The organism is Streptomyces cyanogenus, from assembly GCF_017526105.1.
GTDB lineage: Bacteria > Actinomycetota > Actinomycetes > Streptomycetales > Streptomycetaceae > Streptomyces > Streptomyces cyanogenus.
On record NZ_CP071839.1, the window covers coordinates 7,826,319 to 7,852,408 of the forward strand.

Below are 26,090 nucleotides of genomic sequence, written 5' to 3' on the forward strand. Positions count from 1 at the left end.
CCCATCGTCCGTCCTGGGGTGAGCCGGTCCACCACGGCCTGCTCCGACAGAGACACCGGCGCCACCGCGTCCGAACTGGCCTTCCATCCAGACCCGAGCGGGCGTCGAACGCCGGAGCGCAGACTGTCCGGTACGCCCCGAGGGGTGACCCGACACATAAGGAGTGCGCGGTGACACCGGAGAAGACGAAACGCGAACAGCGCCCCGAGGAACACCCGGAGCGCGTGGGCCGCCGGCCCGGGGAACTCGGCAGTCTCGACGTGTGGGCCCGGTCCGCCCCGATCCGCCTCGCGGGTTACGAGGACGACCTCGCCGAGCCGCACATCCTGCCGAGCGTGGACTGACCCCCGGGCCGGACGCTTCGCGATCGCCGCACGCAGGGGCGTTCCCGCCGCGCGTCCATGCCGTTCACACGAACCGCGGCCGAGGACCGGCCGCGGTTCCGGCTTCTTCGGCGGCAGGGCCCTTCACACCGCGGCCCGCGTGGCCGCTTCCGCCCTCAGGTCCGGCCGGTCACGGGGGCCGTCCGCTGCCACGGGCTCAGCTCCTCCAGTTCCTCGGCCAGATCGAGCAGCAGGGCCTCCGTGCCCGGCCGGCCCACGAGCTGCACGGCGCAGGGGGCGCCCGAGGGCAGGGTGCCGGCCGGGACGGACATCGCGGGCCAGCCGGTCAGGTTCCACGGCGGGGTGAACGGCGAATAGGCGGTGTTCGCCAGCACGTTGGGCAGCCAGCCACGCTCGTGCCACGGGCCGGCCTGCGGGGAGCGGCGGGCCAGCGCCGGGGTGAGCAGCACGTCGTACTCGGTGAAGAACGGCGTCAGCCGGGCCCGCAGCCGTTCGCGGGCCTCGCCGGTGCGGACCCGGCGGACGAACGGGCGGCCCACGGCCGCGTGCACCCGGGTGCGGCGGGCCAGCCGTGTCCTGTCCAGCCCCTCGGCGTCCACCGCCGTGCCTGCCGTCCAGTGCCGCAGCGCGGTCACGCCGAGCGAGAGCGGGTACGGCGGCTCGGCCCGCCGCACCTGGTGCCCGGCCCGGGCCAGCACCCCGGCCGCCTGCCGGACCGCGATCGTATACGGCCGGCTCACGCCGACCCCGGCGAGCGGGCTGCGCACCGCGGCGGCGATCCTCCGGCGGGGCCGCTCCTCCGTGGGCGCGAACTCCCTGTCCGCGAGGACCGCCAGCATCAGCCGCAGATCCCCGACCGTCGTGGCCAGCGGGCCGTTCTCCGACATCCCGAACCAGTCGCCGTTGCCGATCCCGGCCGGCACCACCCCGTGCCCCGGCTTCAGCGTGACCAGCCCGCAGTTCGCGGCCGGGATGCGCAGGGAGCCCATGCCGTCGTTGCCGAGCGCGAGCGGCACCAGCCCCGCCGCGACCGCCGCCGCGCTGCCGCCGGAGGAGCCGCCCGCCGTACGGGAGAGGTCCCACGGATTGCGGGCGATGCCGTACGGGCCCTCCGTGGTGCCGAAGACGCACAGCTCGGGCACGTTCGTCAGGCCGACGACCACCGCACCGGCCGCACGCAGCCGGGCCACCGTCACATGGTCCTCGCCGGCCGGGGCGTCCGGGGTGGCGGCGGAGCCGTTGCGGGCGGACTCGCCGCACACCGCCAGGTTGTCCTTGACCGCCAACGGCACGCCGGCGAGCGGGAGTCCGTCCAGATCGGCGCGGGAGGCCACCTCGTCGGCCTCGGCGAGCGCCGCCTGTGCCCGGACCTTCCGGAACGCCCCTACCCGGCCGTCGAGCCGCTCGATCCGCGCGAGATGCTCGGCCACCACCTCCCGTGGCGTGACCCGCTTCTCACGGACGGCGGCGGCGATCTCGACGGCACTCCGGCCGGCCCAACTGCTCACGGGCACTCCTCGTTACTCATCGGTACGGACGACGGTAGGAGAACTCTGCACGGCCGGGCGGAGTACGTCGAGAGGACGCGTCCGGCGGACCGGAGCCGACCGGCCATCAGGGCGCCGTGCCGACCGGGCTGCCGGGGCGCACGGCACCCGTGCTGCCCCGCCCCGTCAGCCGCGGCACCGGTACCCCCACCGCCCGTGCCGGGGCGCCGTCCAGCAGGGCCAGCAGCTCCCGGGCCGCCGTGCGGCCGAACTCGGCGCTGTCACGGGACAGGGCGGACAGCCGCGGGGCGACCATGCGGCACAGCGCCGAGTCCTCCCAGGAGACGACGGAGACGTCCTCCGGTACGCGGCAGCCGAGTTCGGCCGCCGCCGAGACCCCGGCCACCGCCATCACGTCGTTGTCGTAGATCAACGCGGTCGGAGGAGCCGGGGAGTTCAGGACCCGGCGGGTGACCGCGGCGCCCTCGGTGTCGGAGTAGTCCGTGGTCACCGATCGGACCTCGGACAGCCCGCGCCGCTCCGCCTCCGCGCGCAGGGTGGCGATCCGGCGCCGGGTGTGGGCCAGGTCCGGAAGGCCGGCGATGTGCACGATCCGCCGGTGGCCGAGGGCGGTCAGCTCGTCCACGACGGAGGCCATCGCGCCCGCGTCGTCCGCCCAGACGGTGGACAGACCGGGGTGGCGTTCGTCCGGTGCGCCGCCGATCACCACGGCGGGCAGGCCGAGTTCGTCCAGCAGGTCGGGGCGCGGGTCGTCGGCGCGCGGGTCGGCCACCAGGACGCCGTCCACCCGGTGCTCCGCCCACCAGCGCCGGTACACCGCGCACTCGTCGCTCACGTCCTGCGCCACCTGGAAGAGCAGGCCCAGGTGCCGCTCGGCCAGGACCTCCTGGATGCCGGAGACGAGCTGGAGGAAGAACGAGTCCACGCCCAGCGTGTGGGCGGGGCGGGCCAGGACGAAGCCGACCGTCGCCGCGCCCTCTCCGGACAGGGCGCGGGCGGCCGTGCTGGGGCGCCAGCCGAGCTGCTCGGCGACCCGGCGGACCCGGGCGCGGGTGGCCTCGGACACGCCGGGGCGGCCGTTGAGCGCGAAGGACACGGCGCTCTCGGAGACCCCGGCGCGCCGGGCGATGTCCTTCATCGTGGGCCGGCGGGCGGGGGACCGTCTGGTCGGCACGTCTCTCCCCTTCGGAGGGTGATTGCTAATGCGCTTGAGTGCGTGGAGGTGTCAAGACCCTAAAGCGCATTAGTGAATTGCGGCAAGCGTCCGGAACAAAACTCTCTGACCTGCACTGATGAAGGGCTTGTTTCTTTAGCTCGGTGAATCCATTGACTTTCTCGGAAGGCCCCGGGCAAGGTCTCTGACGCCACGAACCAGCCCCGGAACAGCAAGGGAGCCGTGTCCCCGTGCCCATGTCCCGCAGAGCCCTCACCGCCGCTGCCGTCGCCCTCGTCCTGCCGCTGAGCGCCTGCGGCTCGGGTGGTGACGACGGCGGTACGACCGACGCCTCCGGCAAGGTGGAGGGCGACATCACCTTCCAGACCTGGAACCTGCGCGCCAACTTCAAGCCGTACTTCGAGAGCCTGATCGCCGACTTCGAGAACAAGTATCCGGGCACCCACGTGAAATGGGTCGACCAGCCCGCCGAGGGCTACCCGGACAAGCTCAGCGCCGACGCGGCCGGCGGCACCCTGCCCGACGTCGTCAACGTCTCCCCGGACCTGGTCGCCCCGCTCGCCGAGGCCGGCCTCGCCCTCGACCTCGACAAGGCAGCCGCCCAGTACAGGTCCGAGTACCTGCCGGGCGCTTGGGCCGGCCATCGAATACCGGGCAAGAAAGGCATGTACGCCTTCCCCTGGTACCTCAACACCGGCCCGCTCTTCTACAACAAGGCGCTGTTCCGGCAGGCCGGACTCGACCCGGAGCAGCCGCCGAAGACGTACGACGAACTCTTCGCCGACGCCCTGCGGATGGCCGGGCAGAGCGACGGCAAGGTAGCCACCCTCGCCAACGTGCCCACCATCGAGGACTTCGGCCGCTACGGCGTCCCGCTGATGAACGAGCAGGGCACCGCCTTCACCTTCAACGACGCCAAGGGTGTCGAACTGCTCACCAGATACAAGCAGTTGTACGACGCCAAGGCCCTCGACCCGCAGGCGCTGACCGCCACCGGGGAGTCGGCGGGCAAGAAGTTCCTCACCGGCGCCGTCGCCATGAACCCCGGCAGCGCCCTGGACCTCGGCAACTTCAAGAAGAACGCGCCGAGCCTGTACCGGAACATCGGCATCACCGACCAGATCACCAGCACCGGGCACGTCAACATGTACGTGATGGGTGTGATGGTCAACTCCCGCACCCGGCACACCCCGGCCGCGGTCGCCTTCGCGCACTTCGTCACCGACGCGCGGCACCAGATGTCCTTCGCCAAGCAGGTCGCCATCTTCCCGAGCACCGCCGGCTCCCTCGACGACCCGTACTTCACCAAGGAGGACGGCACCGACGAGACCCGGGTACGCGTCGCCGCCGCCAAGTCCCTGAAGAACGCGGTCAACTACACGCCGGTGCTGTTCAGCGAGCAGATGAAGACCGCGCTGCGCAACGAGGTCGCCAAGGCGCTCCAGGGCAAGGAGAGCCCGAAGGAAGCCCTCGACAACGCTGTCAACGCCGCCGACCGGCTGCTCCGGCAGGGCTGACCCGCCATGGCGACCCCCCTCCGCATCAGGCGCCAGCTTCCGTCCAGCCCCTGGCTGTTCGCCGCGCCCGGACTGCTGATCACCGGCGCGTTCGTGCTCTACCCGTTCCTCTCCACGCTGGGGAACTCCTTCACCGACCGCCGCACCCTGGTCCCCGGCCGCTTCGTCGGCTTCGCCAACTTCCGCGAGCTGCTCCACGACGACATGTTCTGGACCGGCCTGCGCAACAGCACCCTGTACATCGCCGGTGTCGTACCCGCCCTCGTCGTCCTGCCGCTGCTGCTCGCGCTGCTCGTGCAGAAGAACATCCCCGGCATCACGTTCTTCCGCTCCGCCTTCTACACCCCGGTCGTCGCCTCGATCGTCGTGGTCGGGCTGATCTGGGTGTGGCTGCTGGACGAGCGCGGCCTGGTCAACTCCCTGCTGGAGACCGTCGGGATCGGCCGGATCGGGTTCCTGAGCGACCAGTGGCTGCTCCTGCTGAGCGCCATGGCGGTCACGGTGTGGAAGGGCCTCGGCTACTACATGATCATCTATCTGGCCGCGCTGGCGAACGTACCGCGCGAATGGCACGAGGCCGCGGCCGTCGACGGCGCCGGACCGGTGCGCCGCTTCCTCTCCGTCACCGTGCCCGCCGTGCGCTCCACCATGGTGCTGGTCGCCGCGCTGTCGTCCGTCGCCGCCTTCAAGGTGTTCTCCGAGGTCTACCTGATGGCCGGCCCGAGCGGCGGTCCGGCCGGCGAGGACACCACCCTCGTCATGCTCGTCCAGCGCACCGGCACCGGCCTCACCGGCCGGGTCGGCTACGCCTCCGCCCTCTCCGTCGTCGTGTTCGCCGTCACCGTCGCCCTGATGCTGCTCGTACTGCGCGCCGACCGGAAGGAGGAGTCGTGAGCGTCCTGGAGAAGGTACGGCCCGAACGGCCGGCCACCGAGGTCCGCGAGCCGCGCGTCACCGACGAGCACGGCCGCCGGATCCGGGCCGGCGAGCTGATCGGGCGCTACCTGCTGCTCCTCGCCGTCCTCGCCCTGACCGCCGGCCCGTTCCTGTGGCAGCTGTCCACCTCCCTCAAGGGCCCCACCGAGGACATCTACAGCTCCCCGCCCCGGTTCCTGCCCGGCCACCCCACCCTGCACAACTACAGCCGGGTCGCCGACACCATCCCGGTCTGGGACTACGCCCTGAACTCCCTGAAGGTCGCCACCGCAAGCGTCGTGACCAACTGCGTCGGCTCGGCACTCGCCGGATACGCCCTGGCCCGGCTGCGCTACCGCGGCCGGCGCGCGGCCACCCTCGTCTTCGTGCTGGCGATGCTCGTGCCCGTCGAGGGCATCGTCATCGCCCAGTTCACCACCATGCGCGAACTCGGCCTGAACAACACGCTGATCGGCGTCGTGCTGCCCGGCGCCGTCGGCGCGATGAACGTGCTGCTGATGCGGGGCGCCTTCCGCAACCTGCCCTACGAGATCGAGGAGGCGGCCTACGTCGACGGCGCCGACGTCTGGCAGCGGTTCTGGCGCGTCGCCCTGCCGTCGGCGAAGGGCACCCTCGCCGTCGTCGCGATCTTCGCCTTCATGGGCGCCTGGGACGACTTCCTGTGGCCGCTCATCGTGCTGAGCGACCCGTCAAGGTTCACCCTGACCATCGGCCTCAACTATCTGCACGGCACCTTCGCCAACGACGAACGCCTCGTCGCCGCCGGGACCGTGATCGCCGTGGCACCGCTCATCGTCCTCTTCGCCTGCCTCCAGCGGTACTTCTTCCGCGGGGTCGGCGAGGGCGCGGTCAAGGGCTGAACCCTCCTCGACTGCCCCCCGAGTGCAAGGACACCGCATGCCTGCTGCCGTGCGCTTCGGCGTCAACTACACCCCCAGCGAAGGGTGGTTCCACCACTGGCTCGACTTCGACCTCGACTCCGTGCGCGCCGACCTCGACGCCATCGCCGCGCTCGGCCTCGACCACATCCGCGTCTTCCCGCTGTGGCCGTACTTCCAGCCCAACCGCACCCTGATCCGCCCGCGCGCCGTCGACCAGCTCGTGGCCCTCGCCGACGCCGCCGCCGAACGCGGCCTCGACGTCAACGTGGACGGACTCCAAGGGCACCTGTCCAGCTTCGACTTCCTGCCCGCCTGGACCCGCACCTGGCACCGCCGCAACCTCTTCACCGACCCGGACGTCACCGACGGTCAGGCCGCCTATCTGCGCACCCTCGCCGCCGCCCTCGCCGACCGGCCGGCCTTCCTCGGCATGACCGTCGGCAACGAGGTCAACCAGTTCGCCGCCGGCCCCCACCCCGACCCCGACCGGATCACCCCCGGGGAAGCCGAACGCTGGCTCACCCGGATGCTCGCCGCCTGCGCCGAGGGCGCCCCCGGCCGGCTCCACCTGCACGCCTCCTACGACGCCGCCTGGTACCAGGACGACCAGCCCTTCACCCCCGGCCACTCCGCCCGGCTCGGCGACCTCACCGCCGTGCACTCCTGGGTCTTCAACGGCACCGCCCAGCGGTACGGCCGTACCTCGGTGCCCACCGAGCACCACGCCGCCTACCTGGTCGAGCTGAGCAAGGCCTGGGCGGACGAGCCGCACCGGCCGGTGTGGCTCCAGGAGGTCGGCGCCCCCGCGCCCCTCGTGCCCGCCGAGCACGCCGCCGCCTTCGCCGAGGAGACCCTCGCCCACGTACTGGACTGCCCGGACCTGTGGGGCGTCACCTGGTGGTGCTCCCACGACGTCCCGCGCACCCTCGCCGACTTCCCCGCCCTCGAGTACTCCCTCGGCCTGCTGACCAACGACCGGCGGCCGAAGGACATCGCCCGGGTGCTGGCCGGAGCGGCCCGCCGGACCCCCCGCGCCCCGGCGGTGCGCGGCACGGCCCTCGTCGTACCCGCCGCGCCCGGCCGGCGCTCCCGCTGCGCGCCCGGCGGCGACGTCTTCGACGCCTTCTTCCGGCTCGTCGCGGACGGAGCCCGCCCCACCACCGTCCTCGACACGCGCGCCGACGACAAGGACCACCTCGCCGCGCGCGGCATCACCGACGTCGTCACTCCCGACCAGGTACTCCCCATCCCCCAAGGAGGCACCCGCTCGTGCACCCCACCAGACGCACCGTCCTGATCGCCGCAGGCGCCGCCGCCCTCGCCCCCGCCCTGCCCGCGGCGGCCGCCCCGCGCGCCACCGCCGCGACCCCGCCGTACGCCGCGTACTGGTACCCGGACTCGCTGCCCGCCGGCAGCCCCGGGCCCGGCATCACCTGGCGCAGCCTGAAGAGCTGGCGCGCGGCCGACGACGCCGACCTCGCCTTCAACGCCGCGACCGTGCCGCTCGCCCCCCGCTTCACCCCCACCCCGGCGAACCCCACCGCCCGCTCCGGCCAGGCCCGTGTCCAGGCGCTCGTCTCCTTCGGGCCGACCTCGGGCAACCCCTCCCAGGGCTCGGCCACCGCCGACCACTACGCCCTGACCCACTGGGCGTACCTCGACGAGCTGGTGTTCTGGGGCGGCTCGGCGGGCGAAGGACTGATCCTCGCGCCGAACGCGCCCGTCGTGGACGCGGCCCACCGGCACGGCGTCCCCGTCCTCGGAAACGTCTTCCTGCCCCCGGTGGCCTACGGCGGACAGCTCCAGTGGACCCGGGACCTGGTGCAGAAGGACGCCGCCGGCCGCCACCCGCTCGCCGCGCAACTCGTCGCGGTCGCCGCGGCCTACGGCTTCGACGGCTGGTTCGTGAACGCTGAGACCGGCGGCGGCGACACCGCGCTGGGCACGGCCGTACTGGGCTTCGTCCAGGAGCTCAAGGCCCTCGCCGCGGCCAGGGGGCAACGAGTGACCTGGTACGACGCGATGACCGTGAACGGCACGGTCGGCTGGCAGGGCGCCCTGAACAGCCGGAACCAGGCGTTCTTCCAGGCCTGCGACGACATGTTCGTGGACTTCCGGTGGAGCACGGCCACGCTGGCCGCGTCCGGTACGAAGGCGGACCGGCTGGGCCGCAGCCGCTACCAGCTGTGGGCCGGCGTCGACGTCGAGTCGAACGGGTCCGACACGTATGTGAACTGGGACGCGATCGTGCCGGCCGGCCCGCCGCACGTCACCTCGATCGGTTTCTACCGGCCCGAGTGGACCCGCAACCACCTGCCCGCCGACCGGCGCGCGCCCGTGGACTTCCACGCGGCCGACGACCGGTTCTGGACCGGTCGTTCGCTGGACCCGGCGCGGCCGGACGCGGGTGATCCCTGGCGGGCGCCGGCGGTGTCCGTGGCGGACCGGTCGACGGTGACCTCGGTGCCGTTCGCCTCCGTGTTCAACACCGGGCACGGACTGCGCTGGTACGAGGAGGGGACGGTCGCCTCGGCGGTGCCGTGGAACCATCTCGGGCTCCAGGACCGGCTGCCGTCACGGCGGTGGATCGTCCGGACGGCGGGGGAGCGGCCGGCGGTCGCCTTCGACTTCGCCGACGCCTGGCGCGGCGGGAGCAGCGTGCTGGTGGCCGGTGAACTGGATCATCCAGCGGTCGTGGACCTGTACGCGACGCGGCTGCCGATCGGTGTGAGCACGGTTGTCGACCTGACCTTCCGGAGCGAGGCTGGGGGTGTGAACGTCGAGCTGGCGGTGGCGACGGCCGAACCGGGGATGCCGGGGGCGACACCGCCGTACACCTATCGCGCTGTGAACCCGGTCAACCACAACATCCGGGTGCGATCGGTCAACGGCTGGCAGACCGTGACCGTCCCGCTCACCGGCCTGTCCGGCACCGTCCACGCCCTCGGTGTCCGCCTCACCGCCACGGACGGCCCGGTCCGCTGGCGGCTGGGCGGCCTCGCCGTCCGCCCCGACGGCACCCCGCCGCCGCCCGCCGCTCCCACCGGTGCCCGCGTCACGGCGGCGAACGGAGGCGACCTCCGCCTCGCCTGGAACGCCGCCCCCGGCACCGTCCGCCACTACACCCTCCACCGCCTCCTCCCCGACGGCACCCGCCGCTTCCTCGGCGCCACCGGCCAGCGCGCCTGGTTCGTCCCCGGCCAGCGGCCCGAACAAGGCGAGACGACCGCACGGTTCGAAGTGCGCGCGGTGGGGGAGCTCTACAACGCCTCGGCCCCCGTCACCGTCACCCACCCCTGGTAAACACCGGAACCCGCAGGGAGCACCCCGCATGCATGACGACCGCACGCTGGTGGAAGCCCGCCTCAGGCGCGTCCTCGACGAACGTATCCGCCCTGCCGTGTACCCCGAGTCCGTGCCGCTCCGGGTCGCGGTGTGGCACGCGCCCGGCGAGCCCGTGCCGGTCGCGCAGGGGCTCGCCGCCGAGCCCGAGCCGATCGAGGTGGGCACCCGGTGGGGTGCTCCGTGGGGCACCAGCTGGTTCCGGGTGACCGGGACCGTGCCCGAGGCCTGGGCCGGGCGGACCGTCGAGGCGCTGCTGGACCTCGGCTTCGACGAGAACATGCCCGGTTTCCAGTGCGAGGGCCTGGTCTACCGGCCCGACGGCACCCCGGTGAAGGGCCTCAACCCACGCAACCAGTGGGTGCGGATCGGTGCGCCGGTCGCGGGGGGCGAGGAGGTGCGCCTGCACATCGAGGCCGCCTCCAACCCGGTCATCCTCGACTACCACCCCTTCCGGCCCACCCCGCTCGGCGACAAGGAGACCGCCGGCGCCGAGCCGCAGTACACGCTCACCCGCATGGACCTCGCCGTGTTCGACGAGACCGTCTGGCAGCTGGTGCTGGACCTGGAGGTGCTGGGTGAGCTGATGGCCGAGCTGCCCGTCGACTCCGCACGCCGGCACGACATCCTGCGCGCGGTCGAACGCGCCCTGGACGCCGTCGACCTCCAGGACGTGAACGGCACCGCGGACCGGGCACGGGAGCGGCTGACCGGCGTGCTGTCCGCCCCCGCCGTGCCGTCCGCGCACCGGATCAGCGCCGTCGGGCACGCGCACATCGACTCGGCGTGGCTGTGGCCGCTGCGCGAGACGGTGCGCAAGGTGGCCCGTACGACGTCCAACATGACCGCGCTCGTCGAGGACGAGCCGGACTTCGTGTTCGCCATGTCCCAGGCGCAGCAGTGGGCCTGGGTGAAGGAGCACCGGCCCGAGGTGTGGGCGCGGGTGAAGAAGGCCGTGGCGGAGGGCCGGTTCGTGCCGGCCGGCGGGATGTGGGTGGAGTCGGACACCAACATGCCCGGCTCGGAGGCGATGGCCCGGCAGTTCGTGCACGGCAAGCGGTTCTTCCTCGACGAGTTCGGCATCGAGAACGAGGAGGCCTGGCTGCCGGACACCTTCGGCTTCGCCGCGGGCCTGCCGCAGATCATCAGGGCGGCCGGCTCCAAGTGGCTGCTGACGCAGAAGATCTCCTGGTCGCAGACGAACACGTTCCCGCACCACACCTTCCACTGGGAAGGCATCGACGGCACCCGCGTCTTCACCCACTTTCCGCCCGTCGACACCTACAACTGCTCGATGAAGGGCAGCGAACTCGCCCACGCGGCCCGGAACTTCAAGGACCGGGGCCGGGCCCGGCACTCCCTCGCGCCCACCGGCTGGGGCGACGGGGGCGGCGGCACCACCCGCGAGATGGTCGCCAAGGCGGCCCGGCTGCGCGACCTCGAAGGCTCCCCGACCGTGGTCTGGGAGGCACCGCGCGCGTTCTTCGAGAAGGCCGAGGCCGAGTACCCCGAACCGCCCGTCTGGGTGGGCGAGCTGTACCTGGAACTGCACCGCGCCACCCTCACCAGCCAGGCGAAGACCAAGCAGGGCAACCGGCGCAGCGAACACCTGCTGCGGGAGGCCGAGCTGTGGGCGGCCACGGCAGCCGTACGCACCGGATTCCCCTACCCGTACGAGGAGCTGGACCGGATCTGGAAGACGGTCCTGCTGCACCAGTTCCACGACATCCTGCCCGGATCCTCCATCGCGTGGGTGCACCGGGAGGCACGGGCGACGTACGAGCGCGTCGCCGCCGAGCTGAACGGGATCATCGGTGCGGCGCAGCGGGCCCTGGCCGGCGAGGGCGGCACCGAGCTTGTCTTCAACGCGGCCCCGCACGCCGGCCACGGCGTCCCCGCGGGCGGTGCCGCCCCACCCGCCGTGACGGGACACACGCGGCTCGCCGCGCGCGAGGACGGCGGGTTCACGCTGGACAACGGCCTGCTGCGGATCACCGTCGACGCCCGGGGCCTGGTCGTCTCCGCCTACGACCCCGCCGCCGACCGCGAGACCGTCGCCCCCGGCCGGTCCGCCAATCTCCTCCAGCTCCACCCGGACTTCCCGAACATGTGGGACGCCTGGGACGTCGACTCCTTCTACCGCAACACCGTCACCGACCTCACCGACGCCGACTCGGTCACGGCCGGCGAGGACGGCACCTCGGTGCGGATCGTCCGGACCTTCGGCTCCTCCCGGGTCACCCAGCTGCTGACCCTGCCGCCGGGCGAGCGGCGGCTGCTCGTCGACACCGAGGTCGACTGGCACGAGACGGAGAAGTTCCTGAAGCTGGCCTTCCCGCTCGACCTGCACGCCGAGCGGTACGCGTCCGAGACCCAGTTCGGGCACGCCTTCCGCCCCACCCACACCAACACCTCATGGGAGTGGGCCAAGTTCGAGGCCTGCAACCACCGCTTCGTCCACCTGGCGGAGCCGGACTGGGGCGTGGCGGTCGTCAACGACTCGACGTACGGCCACGACGTGACCCGCACGGTCCGCACCGACGGCGACCGCGGTACGACCACGACGGTCCGGGTGTCCCTGCTGCGCGCCCCGCGCTTCCCCGACCCGGAGACCGACCAGGGCGTCCACCGCTTCCGGCACGCCCTGCTCCCCGGCGCCTCGATCGCCGACGCGGTCCGCGAGGGCTGGCGGGTCAACCTGCCCGAACGCCGGCTGACCGGCGCCCGCGAGGTCACCCCGCTGGTCACGGTCGACAACGACGCGGTGGTGGTGACGGCGGTGAAGCTCGCCGACGACGGCACCGGAGACGTGGTCGTCCGCTTCCACGAGGCCCACGGCGGCCGCGCCCGGGCCACCCTGACGGCCGGCTTCGAGGTCGCGGACGTCACGGCGACCGACCTGCTGGAGCGGCCGTGGGACGAGGGGGCGCCGCCGGTGCTCGACGGTGACCGGGTCACCGTGCGGCTGCGCCCGTTCGAACTGGTGACCCTGAGGCTGCGCAGGGCCTGAACCCACGGTGGGCGAGGGTGCCCGGGCCGCCCTTGCCCACCGCCCGGGCTTTCCCCGGCCCGGTCACAGCCGCGATGATGTCCCGATGCAACGAAGAAGGGTGCCCGACAACTCCTGGGCCGCGGAGCCGGATCCCCTGCTGGCGCTCGCCCGGAAGGACCTGGCGTTCTACGCGCGGGCCTCGGACCGTGCCAGGCGGCTGCACCACGCCACCGAACTCGGCGCCCTGCTCACGACATCGGTGACCGTCGTCGCCGCCGGCCTGCACGCCCCCGCCTGGCTGACCGCGCTGATCGCGGGCGGCGCCGTCTTCTTCACCGGGATGCGCCAGCTGTACGGCGCCGGCTCGCGCTGGGTGCTGGCCGCGCAGGCGCGGGAGTCGTTGCGCCGGGCGATCGACCGCTACCTGCTCCTGCCGGAGGCCGAACGTGACGCGGCGGCCCGGCAGGCGCTGCAGGCGGTGGTCGAGGAGATCGGCGCCACCGAGCTGCGCGCCTGGTCCGAGGCGCAGAGCGGGCGCCCGGAGGCGCCCCCGCCCCCGGTGGGAGCCTGACCGAGGGGCTGCTCAGGGACCCAGCTGCGTCGTGAGCCACTCCTCCACCTCGCCCACGTGGGCCGCTGCCGCCGCGCGTGCCGACTCCGGGTCGCGGGCGGTGAGGGCGCGGTGGATGGCGGCGTGTTCGCGGCGGGTGCGGGCGAAGGCGCCCTCCTCCTGGTAGCCGCGCCAGACGCGGGCGCGGAAGGTGCGCGAGGACAGGCCGTCCTCGCCGTACACCGAAGTCCACGCGCTCACCGAGGAGTTGACCGCGGGGCTCGGCGAGGCGGAGCGCACGGCGCTGTTCAGGACCACCGCGACCCGCGTCTACGACCTCTGAACCGAGCCCGCCAGCCGCGTCGGCGGCAGGTACTCCCGTACGAACGTCCGCTCCCAGCACGCCCCCGTCTCCCGCAGCTCCCGCCAGCTGGTGAACCGGTAGCGGAACAGCCGGGCCCGGACATAGCGGGGCGGGGTGTCCGGCGGGAACGGGGAGCGGCGCAGCAGCCTGAGCGTGTCCCGGTCGTTCTCCAGCAGGCGCTCCACCAGCCCCCCGAACCACTCCCCGGCGTAGCCGGGCGACAGCGCCGCGAACCACATCAGCCAGTCCAGGCGCAGGTGGTAGGGGGCGAACTGGCGCGGCCAGTGCCCAGGGTCGCCGGGCTTGCCCCGGAACGTGTACTCACGCCAGTCGGAGTCCGGGTGCGGAGTGTCGTCCAGCGTGCCCTCGACCACCACCTCGTAGCGCACCCGGCTGACGCTGCCGAACGCGCCGTAGGTGTTCACCAGGTGCAGCGGGTCGAAGGAGCGGTTCATCACCTGGCGGCGGGAGACCATGTTCGTCACGGGCCGGTAGCTGAGGAGGACCAGCAGGGCGGCGACCGCGAGCACCAGCACCTCGTACCACAGCGGCGCCGCGGGCACGGACGGCGCCGTCGCCGGCAGCCGGAGCGCGGACAGGGCCAGCACGATGGTGACCCAGTTCAGCCAGGAGAAGTTCCCGGAGAGCACCAGCCACAGCTGGGTGACGATCATCAGGGCGGCGGCGGCCGTGGCGATCGGTTGCGGGGTGAACAGCAGGACCGGCACGACCAGCTGGGTGACGTGGTTGGCGGCCACCTCCGCCCGGTGCAGCGGCTTCGGCAGATGGTGGAAGAACCAGCTGAGGGGGCCCGGCATCGGCTGGGTCTCGTGGTGGTAGTACAGGCAGGTCAGCTTCCGCCAGCAGGCGTCGCCCCGCATCTTGATCAGCCCGGCGCCGAACTCCACCCGGAACAGGATCCAGCGCAGCAGGAACAGCACGAGCACCGGCGGCGCCACCTCGTCGTTGCCGAGGAAGGCGGCGAGGAACCCCGTCTCCAGCAGCAGCGACTCCCAGCCGAACGCGTACCACGTCTGGCCGACGTTGACGATCGACAGGTACAGCGCCCACGGCACCAGCCACAGCAGGATCCCCGCCCACAGCGGCAGCGCGGAGTCCGCCCCGGCCAGCAGGGCCGCCGCCACCGCGCAGCCCGACCAGGCGCAGGCCGCGAAGAAGCGGTCGGAGTAGTGCAGGTGGAACAGGCTGGGGGCGCGCCGGAACCGCACCCGGGCGACGAAGCGGGGGACGGGCAGCATCCCGCGCTCGCCCAGCAGGGCCCGGAACTGCAGGGCCGCCGTCAGGAACGCGACCAGGTACAGGCCCGCCAGAGCCCGCTGGAAGACCAGCCGGCTCAGCCAGTAGCCGGGTGCGGTGAACCAGTCCACGGCCGTGCACGCCTCCTGTGCGGGACCACCGGCGCCGTTCTCGGCCCGACGGTCCCCGAGTTGCCAGGCAAGGCTGGGCAATGCCAACAATAGGGCGTAATCACCCACAGTGATGCGGAGTGTGCGGTGCGGATACCCACCCGAACCATCGTCACGGCCTGCGCGTTCCTCGTGACGCTCCTGGCCACGGGCTGTGCGGGCACCGGCGTCAAGCAGACCAGGGCGGGGGAGCTGGTCCTCCTGCAGGCCGCCACCGAGCGGGGTCCCGAGCCCTTCACCGAGTCCACCGACACCGGTGTGCCGAGGTCCCAGTCCCCCCGGGTCACCGCCCGGGTGCAGCCCGGCGACGTCGAGGCGCCCCTGCGCGCGGCGCGCACCCTGTCCGGCGCGACACCCGGCCTGTACCGGGGCTCCCCGCGCGTCGCCGGCTGCGACGTCGAGCGGCACATCCGCCACCTGGCGGCGGACGAGGACAGGGCCGACGCCTTCGCCGGGGTGGCCGGCGTCACCCGGGCGGAGCTCCCCGGATACCTGCGCGGTCTGACCCCGGTCCTCCTCGCCGCCGACACCCGCGTCACCAGCCACGCCTACCGCGACCACGCGGCGGCCCGCTACCAGGCCGTGCTCCAGGCCGGCACCGCCGTACTCGTCGACAACCGGGGGGTGCCCCGGGTGCGCTGCGCCTGCGGCAACCCGCTCGACCAGCCCACACCGACCCGCGGCGGAGCCGGTGCACGCGGCACCCCGTGGGCCGGATACCGGCCGAACCAGGTGGTCGTGGTGGCCCCGGCGTCCCGCCCCGTCACCAGCCTCACGATCGTGGACGCCGCGAGCCGCACCTGGATCGAGCGCCGGGTCGGCCCCGACGTCCGCCGGGACCGGGTCGTGCCCGCGCCCCCCGGGGCCACCGGCCCGGCCGACCCCGAGCGGGCGGACGCCGGAACGGCGGTCACCGGGCAGCCCCGTCCCGACGGGAGCGGCCCGCCCGCCTCCCCGGGCGGCACCGGCATGCCGCCGTCGCCCTCCGTCCCCGCGGCACCGGACCGCCGTACCGGCCCCCCGGACCGGAACACCGCGACACGGCCGCCATCCCTCGCCCCCGATCCCGTCCTCTCCCTCGCCACCTCCGGCGAGACCGGCCCGCCCCGCATCCAGGACAAGCCCGACGGCGCCGGCACGACCCCGGCCGACCCGCCCCTCATGGCATCGGGCACGGCCACCCGCGCCCCGACCGGGCCGGCCGGCACCGCCCCCGGCAGTCCCGTCGGCTGAGCGACCGGTGAGGCCGCCGATCAAGTCGAAGAATCGGCCGGATCCTGGCAGTGTGGGCCCCATGGCCGATCGGGGAGCGAGCTCCCTGTCACTCCCGGAGGACTGGCCCGCGCACCCGGACCCGATCCTCGCGCTCAACCGGATGGGCAGTTTCGACTGGGACCTGGACGCCGGTCTCTTCCACATGGACGCCCAGGCCTTCGAGGTGTTCGACCTGCGGCCCGACGAGTACGACGGACGCCCGGAAAGCCTGGCCGTCCGGGTGCCACCGCCGGAGGCCGCCCGGCTGGACGCGGTGGTCGCCCGCGCGATCAAGGACGGCAGCGAGAACTACGGCACCTACTTCCGCATCCGCTGCCGCGACGGCGCCCTGCGCTGGACCCATACCCAGGGCTACATCCGGCGCGACGAGACCGGCCGCCCGCGCCGAGTGGTCGGCATCGTCCGCGACGCCACCGAGGAGCTCGCCGACAGTGCCGCCCGCAGTCTGCGCGCCGCCCAGGACGAGGCCTTCCGGCAGCAGACCAGCGTCGTCCAGGTCATCTCCGCCGCCCTCGCCCACGCCCGCAGCATCCAGGACGTCATCGACGTCCTCAAGGACACCCACGGCGTCCGCCACCTGGGTGCGGCCAGCCTGGTGATGGGCCTGGTGGAGGCGGGCCGGATCCGGCTGGTGGCCGAGGGGCCCGCGGGCAGCTCGGTCCCCGGCACCCGCATCACCCGGATCGACGAGCCGTACCCGATGAGCGAGGTCGTCCGCACCCTCAGCCCCCGGTTCATCGAGTCCCCGGAGGAGTTCGCCGCCGGCTACCCGATCCTCTGGCCGGACCTCACCGACCTGCACATCACCTCGGCCGCCTATCTGCCCCTGATCGCCCAGGCCCGCCCGATCGGCGCGATGGGCCTGCTCTACGACGACCGGCGCGGCTTCTCCGCCGAGGAACGCGCCGTCCTGGTCGCCCTGGGCAGCAGCATCGCGCAGAGTCTCATGCGGGCCATGCTCTACGAAGAGGAGAAGGACCTCGCCCAGGGCCTCCAGCAGGCCATGCTGCCCCGCACCATCCCGAGCGTCCGCGGTGCCGACGTCGCGGTCCGCTACCGCTCGGCAGCCCTGGGCCGGGACATCGGCGGCGACTGGTACGACCTGATCCCGCTGCCCGGGGGCACGCCCTCCGGCGGCGGCCGGGTCGGCGCGGTCATCGGCGACGTCCAGGGCCACGACACGCACGCGGCGGCCGTCATGGGCCAGCTGCGGATCGTGCTGCGCGCCTACGCCGCCGAGGGCCACACCCCGGCCGCGGTGATGGCCCGCGCCTCCGTCTTCCTCCACGAACTCGACACCGACCGGTTCGCCACCTGCCTGTACGCCGAGGCCGACCTGTCCACGGGGGTCGTCCAGGTGGTGCGCGCCGGGCACATCGACCCACTCGTCCGGCACAGCGACGGCAGCTGCACCCGGGTCACCGTCGAGGGCGGACTGCCGCTCGGCCTGTCCGCCGAGTTCGGTCGGCTGGAGTACCCGGTCGCCACCCTGGAACTCGATCCCGGGCACACGCTGCTGCTGTGCACCGACGGGCTCGTCGAGAAGCCCGGCACCGATCTCGACGACGGCATGCGCGGCCTCGCCGCACTCGTCGCGGACGGCCCGGACGAGGTGCGCGACCTCGCCGACCGGCTGATCCAGCTGTCCGAGGAACAGGGCGGCGAAGACGACGTGGCCCTGCTCCTGCTGCGCCGCTGCGTCCCCGGGACCGCGCCCGCCGGCGGCCGGCTCCGGCAGTACGTGGCGCCCGACGACCCGGAGGCCCTCGCCCGGGCCCGGCACATGATCCGCGCCGCGGTCCGCGCCTGGGGCGCCCGCGACCGCTCCTACGAGATCGAGCTGGCCGCCGACGAGCTGATCACCAACGCGCTGATGCACACCGAGGGCTCCGCGATCGTCACCCTGCGGGCCCTGTCCGGCGGCGGCCGCCGGCTGCGCATCGAGGTCGAGGACTCCTCCAGCGCGCTGCCCCGGCGCCGCGACGCGGGGGAGAACCGGGTGTCCGGCCGCGGTCTGCTCCTCGTGGACCGGCTCGCCGACGCCTGGGGCGTGGAGGCGCGCGGCGGCGGCAAGGCGGTGTGGTGCGAGTTCCGGCTGCCGTGAGGCACCGGCCGGGCGGACCGCAGGGCGTCGTCGGTGCCGGATGGCACTCTGGACGTATGCCGGAACTGCCCGAGGTGGAAGCGCTGACGGATTTCCTCACCGAGCACCTGGTCGGCCGCCGGGTGGTGCGGGTGCTGCCGGTCGCCGTCAGCGTCCTGAAGACGTACGACCCCCCGGTCACCGCCGTCGAGGGCGGCGCGGTGACGGCCGTGCGCCGGCACGGCAAGTTCCTGGACGTGGAGACGGACGGCGGGCTGCACCTCGTGGCCCACCTGGCCCGTGCGGGCTGGCTGCACTGGAAGGACCGGCTGCCGGACGCCCCGCCGAAGCCCGGCAAGGGCCCGCTGGCGCTGCGCGTGGCGCTGGAGACCGGAGAGGGCTTCGACCTGACCGAGGCCGGCACCCAGAAGCGGCTCGCCGTGTACGTCGTCCGTGACCCGCGGGAGGTCCCGGGCATCGCCCGCCTCGGCCCGGACCCGCTCGCCGCCGACTTCGACGAGGAACGCTTCGCCGCCCTGCTCAAGGACGAACGGCGGCAGCTGAAGGGTGCGCTGCGCGACCAGTCACTGATCGCGGGCGTCGGCAACGCCTACAGTGACGAGATCCTGCACGCCGCGAAGATGTCCCCGTTCAAGCTCGCCGCGTCCCTCACCCCGGAGGAGACCCACCGGTTGTACACGGCGCTGCGCGACACGCTCACCGAGGCGGTCGAGCGCTCCCGGGGCCTGGCGGCCGGCCGGCTGAAGTCGGAGAAGAAGAGCGGCCTGCGCGTCCACGGCCGTACCGGCGAGCCCTGCCCGGTGTGCGGCGACACCATCCGCGAGGTCTCCTTCAGCGACTCCTCGCTCCAGTACTGCCCGACCTGCCAGACGGGCGGCAAGCCGCTGGCCGACCGCCGGCTGTCCCGCCTGCTGAAGTGAGCCCGGGCTCAGCGTTGGCTGTTGCGGAAGCCGATGACCACCGCTCCCCACCAGCACACCTGGGACACGACAGCGGTGGCGGCCCCCCAGGCGAGCAGGCGCGGCGCGACCGACCCGTCCCGCCGCGCCCGCATGCGCCGGGCGAGCAGTCCGGCCTGCAGGCCGTTGAGGGTGAGCCCGAGCACCAGGGCGAGCTTGATCCGGGTGAGGGGGGCGCCGAGGTCGGGATGGAGCAGGACTCCGCTGGCCACCAGCCCGGCGAGCCCGGCCCAGATCGGCACGTGCAGCCGGTGGGTGCCTTCCAGGGCGTCGGCCAGGGAGCAGCGGCCGGTCAGCCAGAGCAGGACGTGGTAGTCGGCGGCCAGTACGGCACCGAAGCCCAGCACCAGGGAGGCGAGGTGGACGAAGAGCGCCGCGGAGTGCAGGGCGGCGTCCACCCTGAGGTGCGCGGAGACCCAGGCGCAGGCCGCGAGGCCCAGACCGACGCTCACCGCCGCCGCGCCGACCGTCCACCACGTGTCGTAGACGCCGAGCCGCGACGCGGAGGGCGGCTGGGGGGACAGGGAGGGTTCGGGGCGTACGGACACGGACTGCTCCTGGAAGACTCAAATAAACCTAGGCAAGGCTTACCTAAGATGAATCTTCGGTCAAGTCGTGGCGCCGTTACCGTTCCCCTACTGTGACCAGCAGCTTTCCCTCTGCCGTGCGGACCTCGTAGCGTGCGATCTGGTCCGGGTGCATCGCCGCGGCGCCCATGGTGGTGGTGGGCCGGGTCCCGTCACCGGGGTTGGTCCAGCCGGCGACCACCTGTTCGCTGCCGTCGCGGCCGACCGCGACCAGCCGGCAGGTGTGCGGCCCGGAGCCGTCCTTGACCTCCAGACGCAGATCGCTGCCCCAGTCCTGGTCCGCGGAGGTGACCCGCGCCCACACTCCGGTGTGCGGATCGGTCGCCGCGGTGACCCGGGGCGCGGCCGGCTCGGCGTGGCCGGCGAAGGCCACGATCCCCGGACCGGCGACGGCCAGCACCACCGAGGCGGCCAGGCCGTACAGCAGCCGGCGGCGCCGCGCCCGGTGCCGGTGCGCCAGCTCGCCGAGCAACCGGTCCAGCAACCGGGGACCGGGCTGTGCCATGGGGTGCACGAAGCGCGGCGTGGCCCGGCGGTACAGCATCAACTGCCGGGTCGCGGGCCCGAATTCGGTCACGCGTGCCGCGCACTGAGGGCACTCCATGAGGTGGTCCTCGAAGCGGAAGGCCTCCGCCTCGTCCAGCACGCCGAGCGCGTACGCGCCGACGTCGCGATGCCTTTCCAGGGACCTCATGCCGAATCCTCGTGCCGATGGGTGCGGGTGGGGTTACTCCTTGCTCCCACCCGTACGCAGCCGACCGCCGAATCACTCAAGCCGCGCACAGAATCGCGGACAAGAGATTCGGAGCGGCCCGGCTCGCGGATTGGTGTGAATTCCGGAAGGTTCAGAAGAGGTGGATCGCGAGGTGCCCCAGGGGCAGTCCGAGCCGCCAGGCGGGTGTCCACACCTTCGGCCCGTCGTCCTCCCCGAACATCCCGCCGCCCGGCACCGCGTCCAGGTCCGGCGCCAGCAGCTCGGTCTCCTCCAGCCACCGCCAGGCGTCCGCCGCCAGTGCCAGGTCGGGGTCGGGGGCGTCCGAGCCGGCCGCCCGCTCCGTCAGCTCGGCCATGCGCGCCCGCACCCAGTCCCGCCACGGCTGGTCGTAGGCGGTCAGCGACAGCCAGTTCTCCAGCTGGGAGATCACCCGGATGCCGGACAGCTCCCCGTCGGTGTCGGAAAGGAAGACGGTCAGCGCCAGTGCGTCCCGGCCGGCCCGGAACTCGAAAGACGTCGGTGGCATCAGATCGCCGGTGCGCAGCAGCTCGTCGGCGATGTACTCGGCGTACAACCAGGCCATGGGGACGGCCAGTTCACCGCCGTCGGTGCCGTCCGTGCTCTCGTGCCCTGTGTGCAGCATCCCTTCCTGCCCTTCCTCCGGTGCGTGCGCGTCACCCGAACCCCGGGGCCGCGTCCGACCGGAACGCGGATGAGGACAGCCCATTGCCCGAACGGGGGCCACAGCAAGGCGCTTTACCGAGGTTTGACCAGGCTGTCGGTTTCACCGCAGGTCGGCCGCGTAACCCGGAAGGACCCGGCGCAGGGCGCGCAGCGCGTAGTACGCGCGGGATTTCACGGTACCGGGTGGTATCCCCAGGGTCTGCGCCGCTTCCGCCACACTGGCCCCGAGGAAGTACACGAGTACCAGGACGTCACGGTGCTCGGGCGTGAGTGTCTTCACAGCCTCCCGGACGTCGAGCATCGCCGCGGCCCGCTCGGCGTGGTCGGCGGTCACCCGCGCGTTCTCCGGGACCTCGTCGCCGATCTCGGGTGGCCGTGCCTGCCGGGCCCGCCGGGCGTCGATGGCGAGCCGCCGGGCCACGGTGAGCAGCCAGGGCCGTACCGAGTCGAAGTCGTCGGCGTGCAGTGCCTCGGGGTGCTGCCAGGCGCGCACCAGGGTCTCCTGCACGAGGTCCTCGGCGCGCTGCCGGTCTCCGTCGCAGAGCCTGAGGAGCAGGGCGAACAGGGGGCCGCCGTGCTCGCGCTGGAGCGCGGCCAGCTCGTCCTCGGCGGTCGTCGTCCCGTGGGTGAGTGAGGTTCCGGCCGTCATGGCCGTATCGCAGCGCAGGGCCCGGTCCGGCGGACAGGGGGCGTACCCGGTTGTGCGACGGACGGTCGATCGCGTCGGCGAACGGTCGGCCGAGCGGTACGCCGGAACACCGGACGGGCTAATGACACCACCCGGGCTGTTTATCCGGCACACCAGATTCATACCCATATGCCCGTCACGGCTTCGTCTGTATATACGACAATCCTGGGGTGAGTTGATGATCGGACGCAGACAGCAGGTGGCCCTGGCCCTGACCGCCGTCCTCGCGGCCGGGGCGGCCTGCCAGAACCAGCACCGCGAGACCGGCGCCCAGGGACGCTCGGCTCCCGCCGCGCCCGGCGGCTTCACCCTCGTCGCCTCCGGGGACGTCCTGCCGCACACCTCCGTCATCGAACGGGCCGCCTACGACGCCGGCGGCAACGGCCACGACTTCCGCCCGATGCTGGCCGGCGTGGCACCGGTCGTCTCCGGCGCCGATCTGGCGCTGTGTCACATGGAGACCGTCTACGGCGCCGACGGCGACTACACCGGCTACCCCGTCTTCAAGTCCCCGCCGCAGATCGCCGCGGGTCTCGCCGCGACCGGCTACGACGGCTGCTCCACCGCCTCCAACCACGCCCTGGACGACGGCGCCGCCGGCATCCAGCGCACCCTCGACGCCATGGACCAGGCCGGTCTGCGGCACTCCGGGACCGCCCGCAGCGAGGCCGAGGCCCGCACGGTCACGATCCTGCGGGCGGGCTCGGCCAAGGTCGCCCACCTGTCGTACACCTTCAGCACCAACGGCAACCCGATGCCGCCCGGACAGCCCTGGGCGGTCAACCTGATCGACGCCGACCGGATGATCGCCGACGCCCGCGCGGCCCGGCGGGGCGGCGCCGACGTGGTCGTGCTCTCCGTGCACTGGGGCACCGAGTGGCAGGACGAGCCCGACCGGCTCCAGCTCGGCCTCGCCCAGCGGCTCACCGCCTCGGCCACCGACGGCCACCCGGACATCGACCTGATCCTCGGCACCCACGCCCACGTCCCGCAGGCGTACGAGAAGGTCAACGGCACCTGGGTGGTCTACGGGATGGGCGACCAGATCGCCGGCGAGATGTACAACGGCGACGGAGCCCAGGACCCGCGGGGCAACGAGTCCACCCTCGGCCGCTTCACCTTCGCCCCGCCCGCCCGGCCGGGCGGGGCCTGGCGGGTCACCAAGGCCGAGTTCGTCCCGCAGGTGTACGACCTCGACGCCGGCCGCGTCCTCGACCTCAACCACGCCATCGCCCAGGGCGCCGAACTGGAGGCCGTCCGCAACCGCATCAGGGACGTCGTGCTCAGCCGGGGGGCCGCTCAGGACGGCCTGGTCATGGCGGAGTGATCAGCCCTGTCCGGAAGGCCGCCGCGGGGCCAGCGCCGAGCGCCGGTAGGAGTAGCCGAAGTAGATCGCGCAGCCGATCAGGAACCAGACCGCGAACCGCACCCACGTCTGCCACTGCAGGAACGTGATCAGCCAGATCGAGAAGACGACACCCAGCGCGGGCACGACCGGCATCCCCGGGGTCCGGAAGGAGCGCGGCAGCTCCGGCCGCCGGTAGCGCAGCACGATCACGGCCGTGCACACCACCACGAACGCCAGCAGGATGCCGATGTTGGTCAGCTCGGCCGCCTCGCCGATCGGCACGAACCCGGCGATGGCGGCCGAGGCCGCCCCGACGATCCAGGTCACGCGGGTCGGCACGTGCCGCGTCGGGTGCGTCTTGGCGAACCACCGGGGCAGCAGCCCGTCCCGGGACATCGAGAACCACACCCGGGTCACGCCCAGCATGAACGTGAACATCACCGTGAGGATGCCGATGATCGCGCCGACCGCGATGACGTTCGCCAGCGCGTCCAGGCCCACCGACTTGAACGCCGTGGAGAAGCCGCTCTCCTTGTCGATGTCCTTGTAGTTCTGCATGCCGGTCAGCACCAGGCAGGCCGCCACGTACAGCACCATGGAGATCACCAGCGAGTAGATGATCGCCTTCGGCATGTGCCGCTGGGCGTCCTTCGACTCCTCGGCCGCCGTCGACATCGCGTCGTAGCCGAACACCGCGAAGAACACCGTCGCGGCGCCCGTGAACGCCCCGCTGATGCCGAACGGGAAGAACGGGGTGTAGTTGGCCGTGTTGATGTGGAACACGCCCACGCCGATCACCAGCAGCACCACCAGCACCTTCAGCACGACCACGAAGGTCTCGAAGCGGGCCGCGCTGCGGATGCCCAGGTTCAGCAGCCACGCGATCAGCAGGCACAGCACGAGCGCGAACAGGTCGACCCGGTGCCCGGACCCGGTGCCGGGCGCGCCCAGCATCCAGTCGGGCAGGTCCGCGCCCACCGCCTCGACCAGGAAGCCGAAGTAGCCGGAGATGCCGATGGCCACCACGGCCACGATCGCGGTGTACTCCAGCAGCAGGTCCCAGCCGATGAACCAGCCCGCGAACTCGCCGAGCACCGCGTACCCGTAGGTGTAGGCCGAGCCCGCCTTTGGGATCATCCCGGCGAACTCGGCGTACGACAGCGCGGCGCAGGCGCTCGCGAGACCGGCGATCAGGAAGGACACCAGCACCGCGGGCCCCGCCGTGCCGTTCGCCACCGTGCCGGCCAGGGTGAAGATACCCGCGCCGATGATGCCGCCGACGCCGATGGCGGTCAGCTGCCAGAGCCCCAGCGACTTGTCCAGCCGGGTGCCCTCGGTGACCTCGGTCTCCTCGATGTGCTCGATGGGTTTGCGGCGGAGAATCCCCTCACCCGCACGGAGCTTGGCCATACGCCTCACCTCTTCGCCGACGGCAAACGGCTGACGGCGGATCATGATGGCTCAGCCCGGAGCCACAGGGAAGACGCCACGCACGGCGGGACCGGCGTCCGTGCCAGGCGCCCCGGCGACGATCCCGAGCCGGCCTCGCCTCCCTACCCGGCTCCGCCGGCCTCGCCCCCCTACGCGGCTTCACCGGCCTCGCCCCCCTGCCCGGCTTCACTGGCCTGGTGTCTCGTGCCCGGCTTCACCGGTCTCGTCTGTCGTGCCCGGCTTCACTGGCCTGGTGTCTCGTGCCCGGCTTCACCGGTCTCGTCTGTCGTGCCCGGCTTCACCGGCCTCGTGCCTCGTCCCCGGCTTCACCGGCCTCGCCCCCCCCGCCCGGCTCCCGCCCGGCCCCACCCATCGGCCGACCGCCGGGGCAGGCGCCGGGGACCCGTCGCGGCGGGTGTCGCCGGCCGGTCTCCGGCTCCGGGGCGTCCTGCCGGTGGTCAGGGGGGCGGCAACGTCGGCCGGCCTCGGGCGCGGGATGTTCTGCCGGTGGCGGGTGGTGGGGGATCGTCGGCTCGTCTGCGGCGCGGGGGGTTCTGCCGGTGGCGGGTGTCGCCGGCCGGTTTCCGTCCCCGGGGCATCTCGCCTGCTGCCGGCGGTGAGGGGACTCGCCGGCCGGCCTCCGTCTCAAGGGCGTCCCGCCGGAGGCCCGTGGTGGCCGAGGGCGGGCCGGTCACCGCGCAGGTGTGTTCAGCCCCCCCTTCCGGCCGTCGGGCGCCCCGGCGGCCCACGGGTGGCGTGGCCGTGGCGCTCTACGGCACGACCGTCACCGGCCAGCGGCCCGTCTTCACCAGGCGGACCGCGACCGAGCCGATGATCCGGTGGCCGGCCTGCTCCGAGGCGCCCACCACGACCGCGTCCGCCTTCAGCTCGTCCGCCGCCTTGACCAGCCCGTTGTAGGGGTCGCCACGGAAGGTGTGGAACTCCCAGCGCACCTCGAAGATCCCCTTGAGCCGCTCGGCACCCTCCCGGATCTGCGCGACCAGGTCCTCGGCGATCTCGTCGGTGGTCTCCGCCACCGGCGCCCCGAGCGCCGCCCCGGCGGCGAGCACCGGCTGCACGTACACCACCGCCAGCAGCGCGTGCTGGCGCCGGGCCAGCCCGGCCGCGTACGCGGCGGCCCGCATCGAGGAGTCGGAGCCGTCCACGCCGGCCACGATGACCTTCGGACCGTCCGTGCCGCGCTCGAACCGGTGTGCGGGCGAGTGCTGCTCGTGCTGTTCCGTCACGGTCGTGAGGCTATCGG

The 26,090-nt window shown here is 73.0% G+C and carries 21 protein-coding genes and 1 pseudogene; 12 read left to right on the forward strand and 10 right to left on the reverse strand.

Translation table 11 applies throughout. The features are described from left to right. Nucleotides 1–170 precede the first annotated feature (170 nt). Nucleotides 171–344: a hypothetical protein gene (locus tag S1361_RS34650; protein ID WP_208035784.1), complete on the forward strand. Its 174-nt coding sequence runs from the start codon at nt 171–173 to the stop codon at nt 342–344. 155 nt (nt 345–499) lie between these two features. Here the strand turns inward: S1361_RS34650 and S1361_RS34655 are convergent, their stop codons facing one another. Together S1361_RS34655 and S1361_RS34660 are read right to left on the reverse strand one after the other, a co-directional pair. Then, complete coding sequence (locus S1361_RS34655; protein WP_208035785.1) at nt 500–1,852, reverse strand: amidase; 1,353 nt, start codon at nt 1,850–1,852, stop codon at nt 500–502. 106 nt (nt 1,853–1,958) lie between these two features. After that, nucleotides 1,959–2,990: a LacI family DNA-binding transcriptional regulator gene (locus tag S1361_RS34660; protein ID WP_425088112.1), complete on the reverse strand. Its 1,032-nt coding sequence runs from the start codon at nt 2,988–2,990 to the stop codon at nt 1,959–1,961. A gap of 266 nt (nt 2,991–3,256) precedes the next feature. Between S1361_RS34660 and S1361_RS34665 the strand changes: the two genes are divergently transcribed. The 7 genes from S1361_RS34665 (at nt 3,257) to S1361_RS34695 (ending at nt 13,265) form a co-directional block, all read left to right on the forward strand. Continuing rightward, nucleotides 3,257–4,543, forward strand: coding sequence for an ABC transporter substrate-binding protein (locus S1361_RS34665; RefSeq protein ID WP_208035787.1), 1,287 nt, complete (start codon nt 3,257–3,259; stop codon nt 4,541–4,543). A gap of 6 nt (nt 4,544–4,549) precedes the next feature. Further along, complete coding sequence (locus S1361_RS34670; protein ID WP_208035788.1) at nt 4,550–5,437, forward strand: carbohydrate ABC transporter permease; 888 nt, start codon at nt 4,550–4,552, stop codon at nt 5,435–5,437. Further along, nucleotides 5,434–6,339: a carbohydrate ABC transporter permease gene (locus S1361_RS34675; RefSeq protein WP_208035789.1), complete on the forward strand. Its 906-nt coding sequence runs from the start codon at nt 5,434–5,436 to the stop codon at nt 6,337–6,339. Before S1361_RS34670 ends, S1361_RS34675 begins: the two co-directional genes overlap by 4 nt. A 37-nt stretch (nt 6,340–6,376) precedes the next feature. Continuing rightward, on the forward strand, nt 6,377–7,657 hold the full coding sequence (locus tag S1361_RS34680; protein ID WP_208035790.1) for a glycoside hydrolase 5 family protein: 1,281 nt from the start codon (nt 6,377–6,379) through the stop codon (nt 7,655–7,657). After that, nucleotides 7,630–9,663 carry an endo-beta-N-acetylglucosaminidase gene (locus S1361_RS34685; protein ID WP_208035791.1) on the forward strand — a complete coding sequence of 678 codons (2,034 nt, stop codon included), beginning with the start codon at nt 7,630–7,632 and terminating at the stop codon, nt 9,661–9,663. Before S1361_RS34680 ends, S1361_RS34685 begins: the two co-directional genes overlap by 28 nt. A 28-nt stretch (nt 9,664–9,691) precedes the next feature. Further along, nucleotides 9,692–12,712: an alpha-mannosidase gene (locus tag S1361_RS34690; RefSeq protein ID WP_208035792.1), complete on the forward strand. Its 3,021-nt coding sequence runs from the start codon at nt 9,692–9,694 to the stop codon at nt 12,710–12,712. 85 nt (nt 12,713–12,797) lie between these two features. Beyond that, on the forward strand, nt 12,798–13,265 hold the full coding sequence (locus tag S1361_RS34695) for a DUF4231 domain-containing protein (RefSeq protein ID WP_208035793.1): 468 nt from the start codon (nt 12,798–12,800) through the stop codon (nt 13,263–13,265). Nucleotides 13,266–13,277: 12 nt separating this feature from the next. Here S1361_RS34695 and S1361_RS34700 read toward each other — a convergent pair. Continuing rightward, a pseudogene (locus S1361_RS34700) lies at nt 13,278–13,475 on the reverse strand (FCD domain-containing protein); the annotation flags it as partial. 99 nt (nt 13,476–13,574) lie between these two features. Further along, nucleotides 13,575–14,996 carry a lipase maturation factor family protein gene (locus S1361_RS34705; protein ID WP_208036902.1) on the reverse strand — a complete coding sequence of 474 codons (1,422 nt, stop codon included), beginning with the start codon at nt 14,994–14,996 and terminating at the stop codon, nt 13,575–13,577. Between the two features lie 126 nt (nt 14,997–15,122). On the opposite strand from S1361_RS34705, the gene S1361_RS34710 reads away from it, so the two are divergent. The 3 genes from S1361_RS34710 (at nt 15,123) to S1361_RS34720 (ending at nt 19,334) form a co-directional block, all read left to right on the forward strand. Further along, nucleotides 15,123–16,268 carry a DUF6777 domain-containing protein gene (locus S1361_RS34710; RefSeq protein ID WP_243769407.1) on the forward strand — a complete coding sequence of 382 codons (1,146 nt, stop codon included), beginning with the start codon at nt 15,123–15,125 and terminating at the stop codon, nt 16,266–16,268. 61 nt (nt 16,269–16,329) lie between these two features. Further along, nucleotides 16,330–18,414 (forward strand): SpoIIE family protein phosphatase, encoded by a 2,085-nt coding sequence (locus tag S1361_RS34715; protein WP_208035794.1) that lies wholly within the window; start codon nt 16,330–16,332, stop codon nt 18,412–18,414. Nucleotides 18,415–18,470: 56 nt separating this feature from the next. Further along, nucleotides 18,471–19,334 carry an Fpg/Nei family DNA glycosylase gene (locus S1361_RS34720; RefSeq protein ID WP_208035795.1) on the forward strand — a complete coding sequence of 288 codons (864 nt, stop codon included), beginning with the start codon at nt 18,471–18,473 and terminating at the stop codon, nt 19,332–19,334. Between the two features lie 8 nt (nt 19,335–19,342). On the opposite strand, the gene S1361_RS34725 is transcribed toward S1361_RS34720, so the two are convergent. The 4 genes from S1361_RS34725 to S1361_RS34740 form a co-directional block, all read right to left on the reverse strand. Continuing rightward, a complete protein-coding gene (locus tag S1361_RS34725; protein WP_208035796.1) occupies nt 19,343–19,921 on the reverse strand; it encodes a hypothetical protein in 579 nt (192 codons plus the stop codon). 76 nt (nt 19,922–19,997) lie between these two features. Next, a complete protein-coding gene (locus S1361_RS34730; RefSeq protein ID WP_208035797.1) occupies nt 19,998–20,654 on the reverse strand; it encodes a zf-HC2 domain-containing protein in 657 nt (218 codons plus the stop codon). 151 nt (nt 20,655–20,805) lie between these two features. Further along, nucleotides 20,806–21,318, reverse strand: a complete 513-nt coding sequence (locus S1361_RS34735; protein WP_208035798.1) for a hypothetical protein — start codon at nt 21,316–21,318, stop codon at nt 20,806–20,808. Nucleotides 21,319–21,459: 141 nt separating this feature from the next. Next, entirely contained in the window at nt 21,460–22,008 is a 549-nt protein-coding gene (locus S1361_RS34740; protein WP_208035799.1) for a sigma-70 family RNA polymerase sigma factor, read from the reverse strand. A 217-nt stretch (nt 22,009–22,225) separates the two neighbouring features. Here S1361_RS34740 and S1361_RS34745 point away from each other — a divergent pair, with 217 nt between their 5' ends. Beyond that, nucleotides 22,226–23,374, forward strand: coding sequence for a CapA family protein (locus S1361_RS34745; RefSeq protein WP_208035800.1), 1,149 nt, complete (start codon nt 22,226–22,228; stop codon nt 23,372–23,374). On the opposite strand, the gene S1361_RS34750 is transcribed toward S1361_RS34745, so the two are convergent. After that, nucleotides 23,375–24,805, reverse strand: a complete 1,431-nt coding sequence (locus tag S1361_RS34750) for an amino acid permease (protein ID WP_208035801.1) — start codon at nt 24,803–24,805, stop codon at nt 23,375–23,377. 791 nt (nt 24,806–25,596) lie between these two features. Then, nucleotides 25,597–26,073 carry a universal stress protein gene (locus tag S1361_RS34755; protein ID WP_030347467.1) on the reverse strand — a complete coding sequence of 159 codons (477 nt, stop codon included), beginning with the start codon at nt 26,071–26,073 and terminating at the stop codon, nt 25,597–25,599. Nucleotides 26,074–26,090 lie beyond the last annotated feature (17 nt).

Excerpts from the sequence above, each read along its gene's own strand:
- S1361_RS34660 (WP_425088112.1), bottom strand. The coding sequence starts at position 2,990 with ATGAAGGACATCGCCCGGCGCGCCGGGGTCTCCGAGAGCGCCGTGTCC.
- S1361_RS34670 (WP_208035788.1), top strand. The coding sequence starts at position 4,550 with ATGGCGACCCCCCTCCGCATCAGGCGCCAGCTTCCGTCCAGCCCCTGG.
- S1361_RS34680 (WP_208035790.1), top strand. The coding sequence starts at position 6,377 with ATGCCTGCTGCCGTGCGCTTCGGCGTCAACTACACCCCCAGCGAAGGG.
- S1361_RS34690 (WP_208035792.1), top strand. The coding sequence starts at position 9,692 with ATGCATGACGACCGCACGCTGGTGGAAGCCCGCCTCAGGCGCGTCCTC.
- S1361_RS34695 (WP_208035793.1), top strand. The coding sequence starts at position 12,798 with ATGCAACGAAGAAGGGTGCCCGACAACTCCTGGGCCGCGGAGCCGGAT.
- S1361_RS34715 (WP_208035794.1), top strand. The coding sequence starts at position 16,330 with ATGGCCGATCGGGGAGCGAGCTCCCTGTCACTCCCGGAGGACTGGCCC.
- S1361_RS34720 (WP_208035795.1), top strand. The coding sequence starts at position 18,471 with ATGCCGGAACTGCCCGAGGTGGAAGCGCTGACGGATTTCCTCACCGAG.
- S1361_RS34730 (WP_208035797.1), bottom strand. The coding sequence starts at position 20,654 with ATGAGGTCCCTGGAAAGGCATCGCGACGTCGGCGCGTACGCGCTCGGC.
- S1361_RS34735 (WP_208035798.1), bottom strand. The coding sequence starts at position 21,318 with ATGCTGCACACAGGGCACGAGAGCACGGACGGCACCGACGGCGGTGAA.
- S1361_RS34740 (WP_208035799.1), bottom strand. The coding sequence starts at position 22,008 with ATGACGGCCGGAACCTCACTCACCCACGGGACGACGACCGCCGAGGAC.
- S1361_RS34745 (WP_208035800.1), top strand. The coding sequence starts at position 22,226 with ATGATCGGACGCAGACAGCAGGTGGCCCTGGCCCTGACCGCCGTCCTC.
- S1361_RS34750 (WP_208035801.1), bottom strand. The coding sequence starts at position 24,805 with ATGGCCAAGCTCCGTGCGGGTGAGGGGATTCTCCGCCGCAAACCCATC.